The organism is Pseudoclavibacter chungangensis, assembly GCF_013410545.1.
Taxonomy (GTDB): Bacteria; Actinomycetota; Actinomycetes; order Actinomycetales; family Microbacteriaceae; genus Pseudoclavibacter; species Pseudoclavibacter chungangensis.
Genome location: NZ_JACCFV010000001.1, coordinates 1,849,906 through 1,870,148, shown reverse-complemented (window position 1 = coordinate 1,870,148; position 20,243 = coordinate 1,849,906). Strand labels below are relative to the sequence as shown.

General features: G+C 70.6%; 12 protein-coding genes and 2 pseudogenes. 6 read left to right on the top strand and 8 right to left on the bottom strand.

The features are described from left to right. Positions 1-14: 14 nt before the first annotated feature. The 5 genes and pseudogenes from HNR16_RS19010 to HNR16_RS08355 all read right to left on the bottom strand — a co-directional run. Positions 15-1,124: pseudogene (locus HNR16_RS19010) on the bottom strand (L-lactate permease); the annotation flags it as partial. A 202-nt stretch (positions 1,125-1,326) separates the two neighbouring features. Continuing rightward, a pseudogene (locus HNR16_RS19005) lies at positions 1,327-1,866 on the bottom strand (bifunctional hydroxymethylpyrimidine kinase/phosphomethylpyrimidine kinase); the annotation flags it as partial. Between the two features lie 300 nt (positions 1,867-2,166). Further along, positions 2,167-2,973 (bottom strand): xanthine dehydrogenase accessory protein XdhC, encoded by an 807-nt coding sequence (xdhC, locus tag HNR16_RS08365; protein ID WP_158042086.1) that lies wholly within the window; start codon positions 2,971-2,973, stop codon positions 2,167-2,169. A 7-nt stretch (positions 2,974-2,980) separates the two neighbouring features. After that, positions 2,981-5,473 carry a xanthine dehydrogenase molybdopterin binding subunit gene (xdhB, locus tag HNR16_RS08360; protein WP_158042087.1) on the bottom strand — a complete coding sequence of 831 codons (2,493 nt, stop codon included), beginning with the start codon at positions 5,471-5,473 and terminating at the stop codon, positions 2,981-2,983. Further along, positions 5,470-6,978 carry a xanthine dehydrogenase small subunit gene (locus HNR16_RS08355; RefSeq protein ID WP_158042088.1) on the bottom strand — a complete coding sequence of 503 codons (1,509 nt, stop codon included), beginning with the start codon at positions 6,976-6,978 and terminating at the stop codon, positions 5,470-5,472. The genes xdhB and HNR16_RS08355 overlap by 4 nt, the downstream gene beginning before the upstream one ends. Before the next feature lie 437 nt (positions 6,979-7,415). Between HNR16_RS08355 and HNR16_RS08350 the strand changes: the two genes are divergently transcribed. The 3 genes from HNR16_RS08350 to HNR16_RS08340 all read left to right on the top strand — a co-directional run bounded on the left by HNR16_RS08350 (position 7,416) and on the right by HNR16_RS08340 (position 10,336). Further along, positions 7,416-7,898: a nucleoside deaminase gene (locus tag HNR16_RS08350; protein WP_158042089.1), complete on the top strand. Its 483-nt coding sequence runs from the start codon at positions 7,416-7,418 to the stop codon at positions 7,896-7,898. A gap of 34 nt (positions 7,899-7,932) precedes the next feature. Next, positions 7,933-9,396, top strand: a complete 1,464-nt coding sequence (locus HNR16_RS08345; RefSeq protein ID WP_158042090.1) for an NCS2 family permease — start codon at positions 7,933-7,935, stop codon at positions 9,394-9,396. A gap of 226 nt (positions 9,397-9,622) precedes the next feature. Then, entirely contained in the window at positions 9,623-10,336 is a 714-nt protein-coding gene (locus tag HNR16_RS08340; protein WP_179558168.1) for a DUF998 domain-containing protein, read from the top strand. A 36-nt stretch (positions 10,337-10,372) separates the two neighbouring features. Here the strand turns inward: HNR16_RS08340 and HNR16_RS08335 are convergent, their stop codons facing one another. Beyond that, entirely contained in the window at positions 10,373-10,732 is a 360-nt protein-coding gene (locus tag HNR16_RS08335) for a hypothetical protein (RefSeq protein WP_158042092.1), read from the bottom strand. A 73-nt stretch (positions 10,733-10,805) separates the two neighbouring features. Here HNR16_RS08335 and HNR16_RS08330 point away from each other — a divergent pair, with 73 nt between their 5' ends. Next, positions 10,806-11,342: a helix-turn-helix domain-containing protein gene (locus HNR16_RS08330; protein ID WP_158042093.1), complete on the top strand. Its 537-nt coding sequence runs from the start codon at positions 10,806-10,808 to the stop codon at positions 11,340-11,342. Between the two features lie 232 nt (positions 11,343-11,574). Here the strand turns inward: HNR16_RS08330 and HNR16_RS08325 are convergent, their stop codons facing one another. Together HNR16_RS08325 and HNR16_RS08320 are read right to left on the bottom strand one after the other, a co-directional pair. Next, positions 11,575-14,160, bottom strand: a complete 2,586-nt coding sequence (locus tag HNR16_RS08325) for an excinuclease ABC subunit UvrA (protein WP_225737999.1) — start codon at positions 14,158-14,160, stop codon at positions 11,575-11,577. Between the two features lie 778 nt (positions 14,161-14,938). After that, positions 14,939-16,180, bottom strand: a complete 1,242-nt coding sequence (locus HNR16_RS08320; protein WP_179558167.1) for an IS256 family transposase — start codon at positions 16,178-16,180, stop codon at positions 14,939-14,941. A gap of 1,171 nt (positions 16,181-17,351) precedes the next feature. On the opposite strand from HNR16_RS08320, the gene HNR16_RS08315 reads away from it, so the two are divergent. Beyond that, positions 17,352-19,202: an HNH endonuclease signature motif containing protein gene (locus tag HNR16_RS08315; protein WP_179558166.1), complete on the top strand. Its 1,851-nt coding sequence runs from the start codon at positions 17,352-17,354 to the stop codon at positions 19,200-19,202. 487 nt (positions 19,203-19,689) lie between these two features. Then, positions 19,690-20,238, top strand: a complete 549-nt coding sequence (locus tag HNR16_RS08310) for a PadR family transcriptional regulator (protein WP_158042169.1) — start codon at positions 19,690-19,692, stop codon at positions 20,236-20,238. The last annotated feature ends 5 nt before the right edge of the window (positions 20,239-20,243 follow it).

Genomic DNA, 20,243 nt, shown 5'->3' with positions numbered 1-20,243 from the left:
AGGGCGACGAACGCAGACCCGATGTGCGATTCGGTCACGGCGAGGTCCGTCGCCATGCCGGTTGCGGCCATGACGATGCCGACGAGCATGAACGCGACCGCGTTGCCCGCGATGGGTGCCCAGCGACGCACGACGCGACGCAGGAGGCCGAGCGTCTCACTCCGCGACGTGCCGAGCCCGGCGAACGAGGTGGCCGCCGCCATGAGCAGCCAGAGCGCGGGATTCGCCGTCCAGCCGAGCGTGTCGCGCGTGCTCGTCAGCGCGGTGATCGCGGTCGCGGCGAGGATGCTGATCACGAGCACGAGGTAGGGGACGAGGGCGCGTGCGAGGTCCCGTCCGACCCTCGGCAGCCCGCCGCGCGCGATTGCGGTGATGCCGAGGAGCAGGGCGATGACCGATCCGGACGCGAGGACACCCGAGAGCGGAACGCCGACGAACCGGTTCGACAGCACGAGTGTGCCCCATGCCACGCCGACGACGGCCGTGACGAGTCCGAGCACCGCGGCCCGCGGCCGACCGACGACGACCGCGACGACGACGATCGCGCTCACGAGCAGCACGGGCAGGGTGAGGATCGCGGACCAGACGCCGAGTGCGGTGAAGTCCTGGTCGCCGAGTTGCGCGGCGATGAGCGTCCCCGGTGCGAGCGAGCCCCAGGGCACGAGCACGAGTCCGAGCAGTCCCGCGACGACGGCCTTCACGGGCGTGAGTCCCATCCTGATGAGCAGGGGTGCGGTGACGACCACTCCGAGACCGAAACCCGTCACCGACTCCATGAACGGTGTGAGCCCGAACACGAGCAGCAGCAGGGTGATCGTGCGGTCGCCACCGGCCTCGGCCGATGCGAGCCACGACGACAGCCGCTCCTGCGCACCGCTGCGTTCCATCGTCTCGGCCATCGCGACGCCACCGAGCAGGATGAGCGCGACGACGAGCAGCGTCGGCCCCATCTCGGCCGTCGTCGCCGCGACGACCTCTGCGCCGACCGGGAAGCGGAGCGTGGCGCCGACGAGTGCCACGACGAGCCCCGCGACGGCCGCCCAGAGCGAGGGGACGCGGAGGAGCAGCATCGCGAGGATCACGACGATCGGTGCGGCCGCGACGAGCAACGACAGCGTGTGCACGGGACTCCCTCCTGTCCGTCCGGCCCTCGCGAATCGCCCCGGCCCGCCGCGCGGCCGCGTGTCGGGGGCGACGTGGCTCAGTCCGACGGACTCGATGTCGGCGACGGACCGGGCCGGGGTGGCAGGGACCGTGTCGCGAGTGCCACCCGGACGGTCGCGGCGGCGGTCGTGACCGCATCGTCGAGCCCCTGCCCGGGTGGAGCGCGGCGACGAGCGCGCCGGTGAACACGTCGCCGGCACCCTTCGCGCTCGACGCGATGCGTGGTCCCGCGTGCCGGTCGTGGCCGTGAGCGAGGACGAGGAGGCTCGACACCTCGTCGGGACCGGACGCCCCGGCGGGATCCGAGTCCGTCTCACCGCCCGTGACGACGGCCCATGCGCCGCGTGGGCCGAGGAGCGAGCGCGCTCTCGTCGGGACGTCGTCGGTCGCCGCCGACTCCGCCGTGAGCGTCTCGAGCTCGAACGCGTTGGGGGTGATCCCCGTCGCGAGCGGGACGAGAGCGGACCGCAGGGGGCCCGCGACGGCGGGCTCCGTGTAGAAGCCGACGTCCGAATCGCCGAGGGTCGGATCGACGACCACCCGGAGCGTCGGGCGGCGAGCGAGCAGCGCCGAGAGCCAGGTGGCGACCGCCTCGACCTGCTCCGGCGCGACGAAGTAGCCCGTGACGACGGTGCCGATCTCGTCGGTGATGCCGAGGGCGTCGAGGTCGGCGAGCGTCCCGGTGAGCCACTCAGCCGTCATCGGTACGGCGTGCACGCTCGCGTGGTGCGGCAGGTTGCTGAGCAGCACGGTGGGGATCCGGGCGACGACGAGTCCCGCGTCCGTCAGGATCGGGACGACGCCGTTCGTCCCGACCGAGCCGTACACGAGCTGCGAGCCGATGACGAGCACGTCGACGGGCCCCCGGTCGAGCTCCCAGCGGTCGCGTGCCGCGGCGCTTCCCATGTTCTGCGTCTGGTCCACACCCCGAGCCTAATATGACCTATGCCAATGTTGGGTGCGCGAGCACGACGACGGCGTTCGTGACGTGCTCGGTGAGGATCACCGGGGGACGCCCGCGTCGCGCCTGGCGAGGAGGTCCGCCGCGACCGCGACCGCGATCGATGCGGGGTCCTTCGCCGTGATGTCCGGGATGCCGATCGGGCACGTGATGCGATCGATCGCCTCCGCCGTATGGCCTTCGTCCGCGAGCCGACTCCGGAACCGTTGCCACTTCGCGTTCGACCCGATGAGGCCGATGTACCCCGACGAGGCGTGGCGCAGCGCCGCGTCACACAGCACGAAGTCCTCCGCGTGGTCGTGTGTGAGCACGAGGAGCGTCGCCTCGGCCGGCAGATCGGCGACGACGCGCTCCGGGGCGGCCTCGTGACGGATCGAGAGATCGGCGGGGCCCGTCGCGAGCGCGGCGAAGCGCTCGGGCAGGGTCGCCTCGGCACGCGAGTCCACGAGCACGAGCCGGAGCTCGTGACGCGCGAGGACGTGTGCGATCTCGAACCCCACGTGCCCGAGGCCGAACACGGCCACGACCCGCCTCGGTCGGATCGGCTCCACGAGCACGGTCATCTCCCCTCCGCAGCACTGCACGCCGTGCTCGGTCGCGACGCGATCGTTGAGCCGGAACGTGAGCAGTTCCGTGCCGGCCGCCCCGTCGTCGAGCAGCTCACGCGCCCGGTCGATCGCCGACGCCTCAGCGTTCCCGCCGCCGATCGTGCCCCACGTCGCATCGCGCGAAACGACGAGCTTCGCGCCGGGCTCGCGCGGCGCGTGCCCACGGACGGTCGCGACCGTGAGCAGCACGCCCGCTTCGCCCCGGCCGCGGAGCCGCGCGAGCTCGTCGACCCAGTCCACGTCGCGCTCAGTCGTCCACCGGATCGACGGCGAGGGCCACCGGTGAGGGCAGTCCGGTCGTGCGCGTCGATCCGCTGCCCGACGTGCTCGGGTGGGCACCCGGCGCGTCGTCAGCGGTGGTGACGGACGGTGAGGCGGACGACGGGTCCGCATCGCCCGGGCCACCGTCCGCCGCCGCGCGTGCGCGATCGATCGCCCAATAGAGCGCCTCCGGTGTCGCGGGCGACGCGAGCTCGACGCTGTAGCCCACCGGTCCGTAGGCGGCGACGGCATCGCGCAACGCCTCCCGCGCACTGAACGCGAGCATGAACGGCGGCTCGCCGACCGCCTTCGAGCCGTACACGGCCCCCTCCTCGGCGGCGTCCTGCAGCAGGTGCACGTTGAACTCCACCGGCATCTCCGAGAAGCTCGGCAACTTGTAGGTGCTCGCCGACGAGGTGAGGAGCCGGCCGCGCCCGGGTCCGTCGCTCTCGTCCCAGCGCAGGTCCTCGAGCGTGAGCCAGCCGAGTCCCTGCACGTAGGCGCCCTCGATCTGGCCGATGTCGATCATGGGGGAGAGGGAGTCGCCCACGTCGTGCACGATGTCGACGCGGCGGGTCGACGTCGCGCCCGTGTACCCGTCGACCTCGACCTCCGTCACGGCGGCACCGCACGCAAAGTACTTGAACGGCTCGCCGCTCATCGTGTTCGCGTCCCAGTGCAGTCCCTCGGTGCGGTAGAAGCCCGCGGCCCACAACTGGATGCGGCGCCGGTACGCCTCGCCGACGACCTCGGCGAACGTGAGTTCGCGATCCGGGATGCCCAGGGCACGCACGACACCGTCCGAGATGCGCACGTCGCGGCCCTGCACGCCGAGCATGCCGCCCGCGACGTCGGCGATGCGCTCGATGATCTGCTCGCACGCGTTCTTGACGGCCCCACCGTTGAGGTCGGCGCCGGAGCTCGCCGCCGTCGCCGACGTGTTCGGCACCTTGTCGGTGCGGGTCGGCGCGAGCCGCACGCTGTCGTACGGGACACCGAGCGCGGTCGCGGCGACCTGGATCATCTTCGTGTTGAGGCCCTGCCCCATCTCGGTGCCGCCGTGATTGATGAGGACGGAACCGTCCTTGTAGACGTGGACGAGCGCACCGGCCTGGTTGAACGCGACGAGGTTGAACGAGATCCCGAACTTCACGGGCGTGATGGCGAGGCCGCGCTTGCGGTCGTCGTGCCGCGCGTTGAAGGCGTCCACCTCGGCGCGGCGGGCCGCGAAATCGCTGCGCTCGCCGACCTCGCGCCAGATGCGCTCGATGCGGTGCGCGTGGCGGACGGGCATGCCGTAGGGCGTCGTCTGCCCGTCGACGTAGAAGTTCCGGCGCCGCAGTTCCTCCGGGTCGAGGCCGAGGAGCGGTGCGCTCCGGCCCAGGACGTCCTCGATGAGGAGCATGCCCTGTGGGCCGCCGAACCCGCGGAACGCGGTCTGCGACGTCTTGTTCGACTTCGCGATGCGGCCGACCGCCTCGATGTTCGGGATGAAGTAGGCGTTGTCGACGTGGCAGAGCGCGCGGGCCATAACCGGCTCGGACATGTCGAGACACCAGCCGCCGTCGGAGGTGAGGACGGCCTTGAGGGCGAGAATCCGCCCGTCGTCGTCGAACCCGACGCGCCACGAGATGTGGAACCCGTGGCGCTTGCCGGTCATGACGAGGTCGAGCGCGCGGCTGAGTCGCAGCCGCACCGGGCGGCCGGTCAGGAGTGTGCCGATCGCGGCGATCGCCGCGTAGCCGTGCGACTGCATCTCCTTGCCACCGAAGCCGCCGCCCATGCGCGCGACCTGCACCGTCACGTCGTTGCTCGAGAGGCCGAGGACGTGGGCGACGATCTCCTGTGCCTCTGTCGGGTGCTGTGTGCTCGAGTGCACGAAGAGCTGACCGCCCTCGTCCACGAACGCGAGCGCCGCCTGCGTCTCGAGGTAGAAGTGCTCCTGACCCTCGAACGCCGTGACCCCCTCGAACACGTGCGGCGCGTTCGTGAGCGCCACGTCGGGGTCGCCCCGTCGCACGGTGCGGACGACTCCCTGGAACGATCCCGCTGCGATCGCATCGTCGACCGACACGAGCGAGGGGAGCACCTCCCACTCGACCTCGACCGCGGCCGCACCGGCGCGCGCCGCGTCCTCGTCCTCGCCGAGCACCCAGGCGACGGCATGACCGACGAACTGTGCGACCTCGGGGAAGAGCGGCTCGTCGCCCTTGATCCCGGCGTCGTTGACCGCGGGCACATCGGCACTCGTCAGGACACGGACGACACCCGGGATGCGAAGTGCCGCCTCGGTGTCGAGCCGGAGCACGCGAGCGTGCGCGTGCGGCGACGCCACCGGCCAGGCGGTGAGCGCGTAAGCGGTGCGCTGCGCGATGTCGTCGGTGTAGAGGGCCTCGCCGGTCACGTGACCGGCCGCGCTCTCGTGGGGGTGGGAACGGCCGACGACCGGGGCCGCCGGTCGGGTTGCCAGGTCACTCATGCGTCGACCTCCTCGATGACGGTGTTCGCCGCGCCGAACTTGAGCAGGGCGTTCGCGAGCATGATGGAGCGGTAGTTCGAGCTGGCGCGGTGGTCACTCATGGGGGTCCCCTCCGCACCCAGGATCCGGGCGGCCTCGCCGAGCGTCCGACGGTTCCACGGGCGGCCGGTGAGGAACTCCTCCGTCCGCAGCGCGCGCACCGGCGTCGCGGCCACGCCACCGAGACCGATCCGGGCACGCGAGACGACGCCCTCCTCGACGTCGACGGCGAAGCCGACCGCGACGCTCGAGATGTCGTCGAAGCGACGCTTCGCGATCTTGTGGAAGCCCGTGAGCCGTGCGAGCGGCAGTGGGATGCGGATCGCGGCGATGAGCTCGTCGGGGCGACGGACGCTCGCGCGGTAGCCCGTGAAGTACTCGGCGAGCGGCACCTCTCGGCGACCCTCGGACGAGGCGAGCACGAGCACGGCGTCGAGCGCGAGCAGTGCGGGCGGGGAATCGCCGATCGGCGACCCGGTGCCGAGGTTGCCGCCGAGCGTCGCGCGGTTGCGGATGAGGCGTGAGGCGAACTGCGGGAACAGGGCCGCGAGGAGCGGCACGCGGCCGTCGAGCTCGCGCTCGACGTCGGAGAGCGTGGTGGCAGCCCCGATCATGATCGCGTCGTCGTCGAACGAGACGCCCGTCAGCTCGGGAAGCCGGTCGAGCGCGATGATCCGCTTCGCCCTGCGCGCGCGGATGTTCACCTCGACGCCCCAATCGGTGCTTCCGGAGACGAGGACGGCGTCGTCGTGCTCGGCGAGCAGTGCCGTGGCCTCGTCGAGCGAGGCCGGACGCGTGAACGAGACGTCGCCGCGCCGCAGCTCGAACGGCTCGGGCGTCGGGGCCGGCGCGTTCCGTCGGTTCGCGAGCGGTTCGTCACCCGGCGCGCCGAGCGAGTATGCGGCGTCGCGGATGGCGCGATACCCCGTGCAGCGGCAGAGGTTGCCGCTCAGCGCGTGGAGGTCGAACCCGTTCGGCCCGTGCTCGTGATCAGCCGCGGGGAGCCCGTCGACGTCCCCGGATTCCGTCTGCGCATCGGCGTGCGTGGCCGCGTCGATCGAGCGACCCGGCCGATAGAACTCCGCCGTCATGCTGCACACGAACCCCGGCGTGCAGTAGCCGCACTGCGATCCGCCCGCCGCGGCCATGGCCGCCTGCACGGGGTGGAGTTCCGGCCCCTCGGCGAGCCCCTCGGACGTGACGACCTCTGCGCCGTCGAGGGCGGCCATGGGCACGAGGCACGAGTTGACGGCGGTCCACGCGCTGCCGTCGCCGTCGGATGTCGCGACGAGCACGGCGCACGCGCCGCACTCACCCTCCGCGCAGCCCTCCTTCGCGCCCGTCAGGCGGTTCGATCTGAGCCACGCGAGCGCGGTCGTGTGGGCGGGCGCGTTCCCGAACGAACGGCGCTCCCCGTTGATCGTGAAGCGTGGCTCACGGGTGCGGTCGGGGTCGGTTGTCGTCATGATTGCTCCGGCTCCGGCGCCGGGTGTCATCGTCGACGACCCGGTGCCGCTCTCATGGCGATCTCTCTGGATTCCACGGTGCGTGCGGGCGGTCATCCGCACAGCACGAGATCGCATTCATTCCGTGATATGGAACTCGTTTCTTGTGTCGTGAAAGCATAGGCATGCGTTCCCAGGTCGTCAATCATGCCGCTCTCGCCATCGATCTCTCTGGGTACGCGACATTCCGGAATCCGATCCAGTCCGTGACGGGCGGCTCTGATGTCACGATGTGGAATCTCAGTTCCGAAACGTCTTGTGGTTCGGAAACTCGATTGCTAGGTTCAGGGCGCACGATTCACCGATGTCCGCAAGGGAGCGGACGTCCGGGGGTGGATCGTGACGTTCGAGACGCGAGGCGTGACCGTGCCGCGCGTCGATCAGGGAGGAAGCACTCCATGGACCATGCAGTCACGCCCGCGGGGTATCTCGCGCAGGCCGTCCGTCTCGCGACCGACAACGTCCGCAACGCCGGCGGGCCCTTCGGTGCGATCGTCGTCACCGCCGACGGCCGCGTCTTCGAGGGCGTCAATCGCGTCACGGCCGATCTCGACCCGACCGCGCACGCCGAGGTGAGCGCCATCCGCGCCGCGTGCCGCGGCATCGGCTCGTTCGACCTCAGCGGCGCGAGCCTCTACACGAGCTGCGAACCGTGCCCCATGTGCCTCGCCTCGGCGCTGTGGGCCCGCATCGCGCACGTGTACTTCGCCGCGGACCGGCAGGACGCCGCCGACGCGGGATTCGACGACGCCGTCTTCTATGACTACTTCGAGGACCCGACGCGCGCCCTCATGCCCGTGGATCGCGTCACCCCCGATTCGGGGACACCCGTCGACCCCTTCGACGAGTGGCGGGCGAACACCACCAGAATCGACTACTGAGACCATCGACACCGCGGGACGCTGAGGAGCAGTCATGACGTCATCAACGAGCGACGACACGCAGGAGCGCCGACCGGTGCCACGCGGGACGGGCGCGATCGACCGCTGGTTCGAGATCACGGCACGCGGTTCGACCGTGTCGCGCGAGATCCGTGGCGGCATCGTCACGTTCGTCACGATGGCCTACATCGTGATCCTCAACCCGCTCATCCTCGGCGGTGACAACAGCCCCGACGTCGCGGGCAACATCCTCGACGCCGCGCAGGTGGGGGCCGCCACGGGGCTCACGGCGGGCACCATGACGATGCTCATGGGCATCATCGCGCGCGTGCCGTTCGCGCTCGCGGCGGGTCTCGGCATCAACTCGTTCCTCGCGGTCGCGGTCGTGGGACAGGTGACCTGGCCAGAGGCGATGGGGCTCGTCATCATCAACGGGCTCCTCATCGTCGTACTCGGTGCCACCGGCGCGCGGACCGCGATCTTCAAGGCCGTCCCCGCACCGCTCAAGGCGGCGATCACGGTCGGCATCGGCGTGTTCATCGCCTTCATCGGCTTCGTGAACGCGGGCTTCGTGAACCGCACCGAGGGCGGCCCGCCCGTGCAACTCGGCGACGGCGGATCGATCGCCTCGATCCCGACGGTCGTCTTCCTGTTCGCGCTCGTGCTCATCGGCATCCTCGTCGCGCGCCGCGTGAAGGGCGGCATCCTCATCGGGATGGTCGTCGCGACCGTCGTCGCGATCATCGTGCAGGCGATCTTCCAGCTCGGCTCGGTGTCCGACGAGCCCGGTGGGTGGCACATGACGATCCCCGCGCTGCCGACCTCGTTCGTCACGATCCCCGACTTCGGGCTCGTCGGACAGTTCGACCTGTTCGGGGCGTTCTCGCGCATCGGGCCGCTCGCGGCGACGATGCTCGTCTTCACGCTGCTGTTCACGAACTTCTTCGACGCGATGGGCACGATGACGGGGCTCGCGAAGAGCGCCGGCCTCGCGAACGCCGATTCGACGTTCCCGCGGCTGCGTTCGGCGTTCATCGTCGAGGGTGCGGGCGCGGTCATGGGCGGCGCCACGTCGACCTCGTCGGCGACCGTGTTCGTCGACAGCGCGTCCGGTATCGGGGAGGGGGCGCGGACGGGCCTCGCGGCCGTCGTCACCGGTGCACTGTTCTTCCTCTCGATGTTCCTCACCCCGCTCACGCTCGCGGTGCCGATCGAGGTCGGTTCGGCCGCCCTCGTCGTCGTGGGCGCGATGATGATGGCGCAGGTCGCCGAGATCGACTTCACCGACTTCCGCGTCTCGCTCCCCGCCTTCCTGACGATCGTCACGATGCCCCTCACGTACTCGATCGCGAACGGCATCGGCATCGGCTTCGTGTCGTGGTGCCTCATCAGCGCGCTGAGCGGCAAGGCCAAGCAGGTGCACTGGCTCCTGTGGCTCGTCGCGGTCGGATTCCTCGTGTACTTCTTCCGAGGGCCCGTCGAGCAGATCATCGGCTGAGGTGGACGTCATCGGCCCGGCCGTGCGGCGACGTCGCGCGGCCGGGTCGATGACGTGTCGGGGCGTGGTCGGTGTGACCGGATCCGTGCGTCGAGCTCGGGGCATCCGCGTTCGGGGCGTGCGATCATGACGCGTGCGGGCCGGCTTTCGTCCGTCCGTGGGTGCGAGTGGTCCGTCCCGACGGATGTCGCGCCGACCGGTCGGTGGGTCGACGAGGGAGCGCGACGTGAACGAACGAGCGGCGGAGGCTATGCCCGACGCGACCGAGCGTGGGAATCGTGCCACGGGCATGCTCTGGGTGCTCGCGCCGTGCTGGTACGTGCTGTGTGAGGCCGTCGCGGCCCTCGCCTTCCCCGGCTACGACTACGGCCGCTTCTACATCAGCGACCTCGGCGTCGCGAGCGTCGGCCCGTTCGGCGACCGCATGCTCGACTCCCGACTGCCGCAGGTCATGAACGCCGGCTTCGTGGGCGAAGGACTGCTCTTCGTCATCGGACTGGTGCTCGTGGCGCCGCTCGTGCGTCGGGGCCCCGCGGGTATCGCGTTCCTCGTGCTCGGGATCGTGCACGCGATCGGCATCACGTTCGTCGGCCTCGTGCCCGGCTCGCCGGAGAATGCGGCGAACGGGCTCATGACCATCCATGTCCTCGGCGCATTCATGGCGATCGGGGGTGGCAACCTCGCCGCGATCACGTCGTTCCGGGCGCTGCGCGGCGCGCTCGAGCGGCGCGTGCGGGTGGCCGGCGTCGTGCTGGGCGTGCTCGGCCTCGTCTGCGCCGCGCTGTTGACGGGCCACGTGCTGTTCCCCGACGGGGTGTGGGAGCGCGGCTCCGTCTACACGTTCATGCTCTGGCAGTTCGTGGTGGGCGTCGCGTTGCTCCGCGCACGTCCGAACCCGGTCTCGTCCGACGAGGCCGTCGGTTGGCGCGGCCTGGTGTGACCGCGCCGACCCGACCCGGCCCTGGCCGCGGAACGGTCAGGCGGGCACGCCGCTCATGATCGCTCGCGCGATGGCGCTCGCGTGCGGTGTGCTCAGCAGGAGCTCGTCGAAGCCCGTCGTGGTGCGGTCGACGCCAACACGGAGCAGCGGGACCCCGCGTGACATCGAGACGAGTCGGCGGATGCCGGAGGGGTGGGTAAAGACGCCCACCTTCCGGAATCCGGAGACGACGAGGCCCGAGCGCATGCCCAGGATCTCCGTCGTCCAGCCGTCGGTCGACCTGGCGCCGAGGATGGCACCGCGCGGCACCGCGATCGCGCTGCGTCCGGCCATGAGCCCCTCCCATCCGGTGAAGGTGACGTGCAGGGTTCCGTCCCGGTAGTCGACGTTCGTCATGATGTCCTCCTCGGCATACGATCGTGGTGTCAGTGAGAATGTTATCACGGTGAGAATGGTTGAGGGAAGAGACATGTCCGATTCGCGAGCGATCGCCGATGTCGTGCTGCATCCCGTCAGGTTGCGGATCATCCAGCAGCTCGGGGGAGCGGAGCTCACGACCGCAGCGCTGCGGCGGGCACTCCCGGACGTGACTCAGGCGACGCTCTACCGGCACATCGCTGCGCTCGTGGAGGCCGAGATCCTCGTGGTCGTCGGCGAGCGCCGCGTGCGCGGCGCGACCGAGCGCACCTACGCGCTCGGGGAGCGCATGGCGCACGTCGAGGCCGACGAACTCGGCGCGATGGACGATGCGGCGCTGCGCTCGGCGTTCGTGACCTTCCTCGGCGAGGTCGCCGCGGGCTTCGATCGCTTCGAAGCGGCGGGCGATCCGGCGGGTCGCTCGTACCTCGGTTTCGCGCAGACGCCGCTGCACGTCACGACGGACGACCTCGCCGTGATCCAGCAGGGGCTCACCGAACTACTCGCGCCGTACCGCGATCCCGCGCGCGCCGGGTCCCGGCGGGTGGACCTCACGACGATCCTGTTGCCCGATTCGCCGGCGGCGTGACGGGGACGGTACCGCGACGACGGTCGTCGTCGACACCGCGACGCCGAACGGGTGGCCATGGGGTCGGCCGGTGCTGCGGCGGTACATCCGATGCGGGTTCGGCCCGGGGGTGGTCGGTGCACCGGTGCCGTCGTGCGTCCACGGGGTGCTCGGGCGGCCGGTGGGCGTGGACGTGGGCGTTGCCGGACCGTGTCGGTTTCGTTCCTTGCGTGGTTGTCGGCGCTCCACGCGTTCAGCCGCGCGCGAGGAAGCGCCCGGTGACGCTGTGCTCGTCGGAGGCGAGGTGCTCCGGTGTGCCCGTGGCCACGATGCGACCACCGTCGGCGCCGCCGCCCGGCCCCAGGTCGATGACGTGATCGGCGTTCGCGACGACATCGAGATCGTGCTCGATCACGACGATCGTCGCGCCCGTCGCGATGAGACGGTCGAGCACCCCCAGCAGGACGCGCACGTCGAGCGGATGCAGGCCGACGGACGGCTCGTCGAACACGAACAGGGTGCCGCCGTGGCGCTTGCCCAGCTCGCCGGCGAGCTTCAAGCGTTGGGCCTCGCCACCCGAGAGCGCCGGGGTGTCCTCGCCGAGGGTGAGGTAGTCGAGGCCGAGATCGACGAGCGTGCGCAGCCGCCGTGCGACACGGGGGAGTGACTCGAGGAGGGTCGCGGCCTCTCCGACCGTCGTGTCGAGGAGTTGCGGCAGAGTGAGGCTCCCGGCCGGTGTGTCGAGCGCGACCGCGTCGGCCGCCGAAGCGTATCGACTGCCGCCGCACGCGGGGCACGCGATGTCGACGTCGGGGAGGAACTGGACGTCGAGCACGATGCGACCCGTCCCCTCGCAGCGCGGACAGCGCAGCGAGCCGGTGTTGTAGGAGAAGTCACCCGCGCCGAGGCCGCGTTCGCGCGCGAGCGGGATCGCCGCGAACGCGCGCCGCAACTCGTCGAACGCGCCGCTGTACGTCGCGACGGTCGAGCGGACGTTCGTGCCGATCGGGGTCGCGTCGACGACCTGTGCCCGTCGGATGCCCGCCGACTCGATCGACGAGACGTGCGCGGGGAGTGCACCGCCCGCGTCGGCGGCCGCGAGGGCGGGGACGAGCCCGTCGAGGACGAGCGTCGTCTTGCCCGATCCCGACATGCCGGTCACGGCCGTCAGGCGTCCCTTCGGGAACCGCGCATCGAGTGCGTGCACCGTGTGGATCGGCGTCGTCACGAGCCGGACGGTGCCCTCGTCGAACATCGCGTCCGCGGGGGTGCGATCGCGAACGACGATTCGTTCGCGTCCGGCGAGGAATCCGCCGATGAGCGAGTTCGGGGCGCCTTCGATCGCCTCCAGGTCACCCTGCGCGACGACGCGGCCGCCGTCGCTGCCGGATCCTGGGCCGATCTCGATGAACCAGTCCGCCTCGCGCAGCACCTGCACCTCGTGGTCGACGAGCACGACCGAGTTGCCGTCCGCGAGCAGGTCGCGCAGAACTCCGCGCAGGCCCACGATGTTCGCCGGGTGCAGGCCGATCGAGGGTTCGTCGAGGACGTAGAGCACGCCCGTCGTCTCGTTGCGCACCGATCTGGCGAGCTGCACGCGCTGGCGCTCGCCGGTCGAGAGGGTCGCGCCCGCGCGATCGAGGGAGAGGTACCCGAGCCCGAGCTGCACGAGTCGGCGGCCCATTCCCTCGAACTCGTCGACGATCTGGGCCGCCATGCTTCGCATGTCAGCTGGAACGGTGGCCGGGAGCGAGGCGACCCATCGCATCGCGTCGTCGAGGGTCTTCGCGGTCGCGACCGCGAGGTCGATGCCGTCGACGTGGATCGCCCGTGCCTCCGCCGAGAGGCGCGTGCCGTGACAGCTCGGGCACGTGCGGGCGCGGACGAAGCGATTCACGCGTGCGAGTCCCCGCTCGTTCGTCGCGTTGTGCATCGCCTCGCGGACGGCCTGGCGGGCGCTGCGGTACGTGAAATCGAGCTCGAACAGTTTCCCCGTCTTCGACGGGACGCGCACGTGGCGCTTCTCGGACGGCCCGTCGAGCACGATGGCGCGTTCGCGATCGTCGAGATGCTCGTACGGGACGTCCGTGCGCACGCCGAACTCCGCGACGACGCGCGGCATGACCGAGAGTCCGAACAGGCCCCACGGCGCGATCGCACCCTCGTCGATCGTCTTGTGCGGGTCGGGCACGAGTGCGTCGTCGTCGATGTCCCGAACGATGCCCGTGCCGGCACACTTCGGGCACGCACCGTCCGAGTTGAACGCGAGCGACTCGGCGCCGAGCGGCGCGAACCGGACGCCGCACACGGGGCAGACGAGCTCCTCGCCCGCGGCGACGTCGATCGTCGGCGGGAGCCGGTGACCGTTCGGGCAGACGTGGGATCCGAGGCGGGAGAAGAGGACGCGCAGAACGTTCAGCAGTTCGCTCGAGGTGCCGAACGTCGAACGCACGCCGGGCACGCCGGGACGCTGGCGGAGCGCGAGCGCCGCGGGCACGTGCCGGACAGAGTCGACCGCGGCCCGCGCGGCCTGCGACATGCGCCGACGCGTGTACGTCGAGAGCGCCTCCACATAGCGACGGGATCCCTCGGCGTACAGCACACCGAGCGCGAGCGACGACTTGCCCGAGCCGGATCGCCCGGCGATCGCGACGAGACGGTCGAGGGGGACGTCGACGTCGATGTCGCGGAGATTGTGGACGCGCGCACCGCGCACCTCGATCGCGTGGGGGCGCTGTGCGGGAGCGGGCGGAGGTGCCGGTGTCGCGGGGCTCCCCGTCGCGCGCCCGCTGGCGGACGCCCCGGATTCGGTGTCGGTGGACGGTCCCGAATCGCTCACGGATGGCCCCCTTCTGGAAGCGGACGCTGCCGTCCGCGCACCGTGTGATCGTGTCACGCCCGGGTTGGCGGCGGGTGACCGTGGACGGAGTGCGGGGGAGTGGGCCGGGCTGAGCGGCGCAGGCGGAGCCGGTATGCGGTGATCGGAGCCGCGATGAGTGACGTGGGTGCATAGAGACGGGCGGGGCGGCGCGGGCGGAGCAGCGCGGGCGGAGCGGCGCGGGTGGAGCGGGGTATGCGGCGCGGCGGAGCGGCGGAGGCGCAGGCGAAGCGGCGCAGGTTGAGCGGCGCGGTTGGCGCGGAGCAGGCGGAGCGGCGCGGGCGGAGCGGCGCAGGTTGAGCGGCGCGGTTGGCGCGGAGCAGGCGGAGCGGCGCGGGCGGAGCGGCGCAGGCGGAGCGGGGCATGCGGCGCGGCGGAGCGGCGCGGGCGGAGCGGCGCAGGCGGAGCGGGGCATGCGGCGCGGCGGAGCGGCGCGGGTGGAGCGGCGCGGGTGGAGCGGCGCGGGTGGAGCGGCGCGGCGCGGGTGGCGCGGCGCGGGTGGCGCGGCGCGGCCGGAGCAGGCGGTGATCGGAGCCGCGATGAGTGACGTGGGTGCGGCGGCACGGACGGGGCGTCTCGGACGAGGCCGATGCGGGGTGAGGAGTCTCGAGGCTCGCGCGGGCTCGGGCGCCGATCGGCGAGCCGTCGAGTGGCGCGTGGTGCGCGGGTGAAGGCGAGGGTCGGGTCAAGTCCCCGGAGGTGGTGTATCGGTGTTCGTGTGATCCTTCGTGTTTCGGGGTTATGCGGTGAGGGCTGTCAGGTCGGGTTCGGTCACCTTCTCGATGTCGGGTTTGCCGACGCGTCGGGCTGCGGCGAGAGCGTCGAGGCCGAGGTAGCGGCGTTGCTCGGCCCATTCGTCGTGTTGCTCTGCGAGGACGGCGCCAACGAGTCGGATGATGCTGTCTCGGTTGGGGAAGATCCCCACGACGTCGGTGCGGCGGCGGATCTCACGGTTGAGTCGTTCGTTCGGGTTGTTGGACCAGATCTGTCGCCAGACGCTCTTCGGGAACGCGGTGAACGCGAGGATCTCCTCGCGTGCGGCCTCGAGGTGCTCGAACGAGCGCGGGAGCTTGTGCCCGAGGGCGTCCAGGACGCGGTCGAACTGGGCGTGCACCGCGTCGGCGTCGGGTTGGTCGAACACTGTTCCGAGGAGGGTCTTCACCCATGGCCAGGAACTGCGCGGTGTGACGGCCATGAGGTTCTGGGCGTAGTGGGTGCGGCAGCGCTGCCAGGAGCCGCCGACGGTCGCGCCGATCGCGGTGACCAGTCCCGCGTGCGTGTCGGATGTGACGAGCTTCACGCCGGAAAGGCCGCGTGCGACGAGGTCGCGCCAGAACGTGAGCCACCCGGCGCTGTCCTCTGTGGAGTTGACCTGTAGGCCCAGGATCTCGCGGTAACCGTCCGCGTTCACGCCGGTCGCGACCAGCACCGCGACCTTCACGACTCGTCCGTCTTCACGGACCTTCATGGTGAGCGCGTCCGCGGCGACGAACGAGTACGGGCCGGCGTCGAGGGGTCGGGTGCGGAACGCGGCGACCTGCTCGTCGAGATCTTTCGCCATCTCCGACACCTGCGACTTGCTGAGCCCGGTGATCCCGAGGGTCTTGACCAGGTCGTCCATCCGCCGCGTCGAGACGCCGAGGAGGTAGCTCGTCGCGACCACGGTCGTCAGCGCGGCCTCCGCGCGGCGGCGCCGCTCCAGCAGCCACTCCGGGAAGTACGTCCCGGAGCGGAGCTTGGGGATCTTGAGGTCGATCGTGCCAGTGCGAGTGTCGAACGCGCGCGAGCGGTAACCGTTACGACGGTTCACCCTGTCGACGCTGATCGTGCCGTAGGCGGCGCCGCAGACCTGGTCGGCGTCCGCGGACAACAACAAATTGATGAAGGTGCCCATCATCTCTCGCAGCAGGTCCGGAGACGCTTGCGCCAGGTGGTCTTCGAGGAAACGGGCAGGGTCGATATCGTGGGGTGCGACGGTCATCGTCGGGGTCCTTTCGAGACGGATGTGAAGAGTTCTCTCGAAGGATCACGCGGTGACCGTCGCTATGTCCGCAGCGACACGGCCACCCGATCCATACACCACGCTATTGGACGCAACCCGAGGGTCGTTGAGTGCCGTCAGGGGAGGGGCGAAAGGTGACTGACGTGAGGGGGCGGGGTGAAAACGTGAGTGTCGCCAAGTGTCGTGGAGCGGCGGTGGCGATGCTGCTCTGCCTCGCGTCCGCGTGAACGTGCGGTGTCCGGAGCGACAGCAGTTCGCAACGAGAGCGATGCCCCGGTGTCTCACCGCCCAGGTCACCATGCTTGGCGCCGAAGAAAGCCGGGTTGTTGCTACCGGGCCGCGGGCCGGGTAGCAACAACCCGGCTTTCTTTCACGGACTGTCGACGTCGGCTCGAGGTACCCCTGGACGCTGCGGTTGCCCGCGGAGGGCAGCAGAATTGCCGCATGGCGTGGAAATCCCGCCTCGGTAGGCGGCCGGAGGGCCTGTCGGGAGCGACGGAGCGAGGCCACGAACGACCATCGGGACCAGGGTGCCGCCGACTCGGCGCCGGACTGACCCAGCGTCCCGTCGTCGGTGGCGGCGCGCGATGATGCATCTTCGTGGTCGAATCTGCTGCCTTCGACGGCGTCACAATGCCTGCGGTTTTCGAATCCGACCCTGATCCCGTGCCGGGTCGGTTTGTCCGAGGGCAGTGATGGGGTGTGGGTATGAACGATCACGAGCCCGACGGCACCGCCGGTCCGGCCCTGGACGCGCCGTATCGCGTCCCGGGCTGTTGGAGGCGCGTTCCGTCGCGGGGTCGTCGCGGTTGTGCCCGCTCGGTTCGACGATGTCACCGTTCCCGTTCCCGTTCCCGTTCCCGTTCCCGTTTTCGTTCTCGTTCTCGATTCCGGCCCGGTTCCTGAGTCGAGTCGGATTGTCCGTGGGGGGCGATGGGGTGTGGGTTATGAGCGATCACGAGCCTGACGGCACCGCTGCCGCACCGGCCCCGGACGCGACCCCTCGTCCGACGGCCGGTGGCGACGCGCGCTGCCGCTCGCGCTCGTGGTCGTGCCTGCCCGGTTCGTCGGTGTCACCGTTCCCGTTCTCGATTCCTGCCCCGTTGCTGAGTCGAGTCGGATTGTCCGAGGGTGGTGATGGGGTGTGGGTATGAACGATCACGAGCCCGACGGCGCCGCTGCCGCACCGGCCCCGGACGCGGCGTCGCGTCCGTCGGCCGGCGGTGACGCGCGCCCGTCGGCTGGTGGTGACGCGCGCCCGTCGGCTGGTGGTGACGCGCGCCCGTCGGCTGGTGGTGACGCGCGCCCGTCGGCTGGTGGTGACGCGCCCGCTCGGCCGCGTGGGCAGGCGCGTCTCGCGCCGCACGTTGCGTTCATGATGCACCTGCAACACCTCGACGGCATCGGTGCCCACGACGAAGCCTTCGACCTGGCGCTGGACGCGGTCCGTGCCGAGGACAAGCTCATCGCGAAAGCCGAAGCCCGCCGCGCGGAACTGCTCGCGTTCATCCACGAAGCGACCCTCGCCAGTGCTCGGGAAGAGCATCCCGGGAGTGATGATGCGGTGGTGACGGCGATGCGTGAACGCACCGCCCAACTGGCCCTCGCGACCGCGCGGTCCGAGCCGGTCGTGTCGCGTGAGCTCGGTGAGAGCCTCATGCTGCGCGACGCGTTCCCCGCCACGGAAGGAATGCTCCGCGATGGGTACCTCTCGCTCGCCCACGTGCGCGTGATCCTCGCGGAAGGACGACGCCTCCCCGACGACGACGCCCGCAAAGCGTACGAACGGGCCGTGGTGGACGGGGCCTCTCGGGAGACGCCCGCCCGGTTGCGGGCTCGCGCACGCCGCGCCGCACAGACACTCATGCGGGAGAGCCTCGACGAGCGCCACAAGATCGCACGGGAACAGCGTGGGGTGCGGGTCGTGCACGAGGACGACGGCATGAGCCGACTCGAAGCACTCGTCCCCACCCTGCTCGGGGCGGCGATGCTCGACCGGCTCACCGAACAGGCCAAAGCGCTCGCGGGGCCGGATGAACCTCGCACGCATGATCAGATCCGCGCGGACCTGCTGTGCGAACTCGTCCTCACCAGCGACCCCGCTGATGGGTGCGGGTCGCCGCACGGCGCGGCTGGCGGGATCAACGCGCGCGTCGCGATCACCGTGCCCGTGCTGTCGCTCCTCGATGGTGGCGACGATCCAGCGCTGCTCGACGGGGTGGTGCCGGTGCCGGTGGAGCAGGCGCGGGAACTCGCGGCGCGTGCGCCGTCGTTCCTGCGGGTGCTGACCGATCCGATCACGGGCGTCGCTCGCGAGAGCGACACGCGCTTCCCGACGGCGGCGCAGCGCGAGTTCCTGCGCGTGCGTGACGGGCACTGCCGATTCCCTGGTTGCACCCGCCCGGCCAGGCGGTGCGATATCGACCACACGATCGCGGTCACCGACGGCGGCACGTCCTCGCTGGGGAACATGGCGCACCTGTGTCGCCGGCATCACACGTTCAAACATGCCACGCGCTGGCGAGTGGAACAGTGGGAGCCGGGACGGTTGATCTGGTTCGCGCCGAACGGCGACCGGTACAGCGACCGACCCGTTCCCATCGGGCCACGGTTCCGACCGTCCTGGGCGCACCACGACGATGACCTCGACCATCCACCAGACGGAGGCGGCCAACCACCTGGCGGCGGGCACGCACCAGGCCGCGGCCACCCACCAGACGAAGGCAGCCACGCAGCAGGCGGCGGACACCCGCCAAGCGGAGGCGCCCACTCGCCAAACGGCGGCGACCACCCACCAGGCGGAGACGCCCGCCCGACATCACCGACGGGGCTCGTTCGCGCGCTCGATACCTCCGAACACTCGATCGCGCCCACGATTCGACCGGCCACCCATCGTCCACGAACGAGCATGGAAACCGAGTTCGAGTTCGACCCTTCGCTCGAGGCGTTCACCGCCATGTCCACGAGCGCACTCCGTAAGGCCGGCCCTCGAGGACAATGACCGAGGAGAAGCGACAAGGAGTCCGACACCGATACCGACTCCGACACCGGCACCGACACCGGCGCCGATGCCGATACCGTCATCGGCATCGGCATCGGCACCGACACCGACGGAGGATTCGAGCCACCACCGTTCTGAGCCGCTTACCCGGGGCTGCACCGAGCCGCGGTCGGCCGACCGACCCAAAGAGAGCGACCGGATGGCAGCGAGAATTGCGGGCACCGTACGAGTTGGGGCTCGTCCCACGTTGACTCGATGCGAGGTCGGCCCGCTGATCGGTGTGGGTCCCCGGGTGACGTCATGAGCACTCGCGAGCGGGGCACACCGATCCGGCTGCATGCAGCTCGTCGGCCACTGCTTCCAGGCGCGCGCTCAGTTCCCTGACCTTCCGGACTCAGGTTGAACGATATATCGTCGAGTGTCGTTGAGGGCATCGGCCGCAACGAACAGATCGCAACGAACAGATCGATCAGAGAGGGCGGACACCATGAACACGACCCACCAGCAGGGCGGATTCGGCCAGGGGAACCCGGTCGACGGCGTGTGGCAGATCTTCGACCAGTTCCGAGCCGGATTCGAGAAGCGCGCCGGCAGCCGAGTGAGCCGCGGCGACGTGCGCGCCGCCGTCCTCGCACTGCTCGTCGAGCGACCCATGCACGGGTACCAGATCATCCGCGAGATCGAGAAGCGCAGCGGCGGCGCCTGGAAGCCGAGTGCCGGATCGGTCTACCCGACCCTCCAGCTCCTCGCCGACGAGGGGCTCATCGCCGCCGAGGAAGCGAACGGCCGCAAGACCTACTCGCTCACCGAGGAAGGGCGCGAGGTCGCCGACGAGTCGAAGGAGAGCGCGCCGTGGGACGGCGCCGAACGCGGCAACCGCTTCGGGGCCGCAGCCGCTCTTCCGAAGGCCGGCTCGGAACTCGCGCACGCCGTCGCACAACTCGCCCGGACCGGCACGCCCGAGCAGGTCGACCGCGCCGTCGGCGTGCTCGACGACGCCCGCCGCCGCGTGTACGCGATCCTGGCCGAAGACTGAACCGG